The sequence below is a fragment of the Streptomyces sp. ATLC9 genome (genome assembly GCF_057196705.1).
In genome coordinates this window covers 1-1268 of sequence record NZ_JBXUOY010000511.1, presented here as the reverse complement: position 1 = coordinate 1268, position 1268 = coordinate 1, and the positions used below count along the sequence as shown (strand labels likewise).

2 protein-coding genes are annotated in these 1268 nt (G+C 74.4%); both read left to right on the top strand.

Annotated elements, in window-relative coordinates; all coding sequences use genetic code 11:
- Nucleotides 1-168 precede the first annotated feature (168 nt).
- Entirely contained in the window at nt 169-702 is a 534-nt protein-coding gene (locus AC2CJA_RS26710) for a flavin reductase family protein (protein ID WP_484605219.1), read from the top strand.
- Nucleotides 699-1220, top strand: coding sequence for a hypothetical protein (locus AC2CJA_RS26705; protein WP_484605218.1), 522 nt, complete (start codon nt 699-701; stop codon nt 1218-1220). Before AC2CJA_RS26710 ends, AC2CJA_RS26705 begins: the two co-directional genes overlap by 4 nt.
- Nucleotides 1221-1268 lie beyond the last annotated feature (48 nt).

Sequence of the window (1268 nt, the reverse complement as noted above, 5' to 3'; positions counted from 1 at the left end):
GGGGCCCCGGGCGGGAGACCCCGGCGGGGCCCGCCCGGCGCGGGGGCCGGCCGGCCCCGGCCACGCCACGAACACGAACACGAACACGACGCTTGCTTGGACACGACCGGACGGACGCGGCCTCTTGTGGGCCGGAGTCCTTTCCACCCACAGACGAAAGGTTCCCCCATGCAGTCCTTGTCCACCCAGGAGACCGTCGACCGGAGCCTCGCCGAGCCGCTGCCGTTGCGCGAGGTGATGGCTCGCTTCGCGACCGGTGTGATCGTGTTGAGCGTAGGCGGCGAGCACATCCACGGCATGACCGCCAACGCCTTCAGCTCCGTCTCGCTGAAGCCGCCCACCGTGCTGTGCTGCGTCGCGCACGACGCGGTCATGCACAAGGCCATCCGCTCCGCCGGGCACTTCGGCGTGTCCGTGCTGGGGGCCGGCCAGGAGGCGCTGGCCCGGTACTTCGCCGACAAGAAGCGACCGCTCGGACCGGAGCAGTTCGACGGTCTCGACTGGCATCCGGGTCCCCTCACCCAGGCTCCGCTGCTGCGCGGTGCGACCGCCTGGCTGGAGTGCGAGCTGGCCGACGCCCATGACTCCGGGGATCACGCCATCTTCATCGGCGACGTGGTCAATGCCGTACGCGCCGACGAGGGGGCGGGGCTGGTGTTCTTCGGCGGAGGATTCCGCTCGATCGGCGCGGAGCGGTCATGACCGGGCCGGCCGACGGACAGGTGGGCGCCGACACGGTGGTGGGGCGCCTGTTCGTCGAGGCGTTGAACGCCGGGTTGGCCCGGGCGCGGACGGTGTCGGCGGCCGGCGGCGTCCGCGGGGCCGGTCCGGCGGGCGAACCGCGGCCGCCCGCCGACCCGTTCGCGGCTGCGGTGCTGGTTCTGTTCGACACGGCACTGCTGACGGCGCTCGGCACCGGGGAACGCCGTGACGCGTCCCTGCTGGCGGGGATGCGCTCCCGGGCGCGGCAGATCGTGACGGCGGCGGTGGCCGCCGTCCGGCAGCCCGGCCGGGACGGGACGCTGCCCCGACCGAGCGCGCGGGGCGGCCTTGGATCGGCGCACGAGACGCTGGTGCACACCCTGTTGCTGGAGTGCGCGGCGCTGACCGCGTGCGAGAGGCAGCGCTTCCCGGCCGGCACGGTGCGCCCGGCCGACCTGGTGCGGGAGCTGGGCCGTACGCTGCGGACGCCCCGGCCCCCCTCCCCCTGGGCCGACTGACACCCCCACGTGGGGAAACGGCCTCGTCGGCCGGTGCCGCAGCGGCAC

Excerpts from the sequence above, each read along its gene's own strand:
- AC2CJA_RS26710 (WP_484605219.1), top strand. The coding sequence starts at position 169 with ATGCAGTCCTTGTCCACCCAGGAGACCGTCGACCGGAGCCTCGCCGAG.
- AC2CJA_RS26705 (WP_484605218.1), top strand. The coding sequence starts at position 699 with ATGACCGGGCCGGCCGACGGACAGGTGGGCGCCGACACGGTGGTGGGG.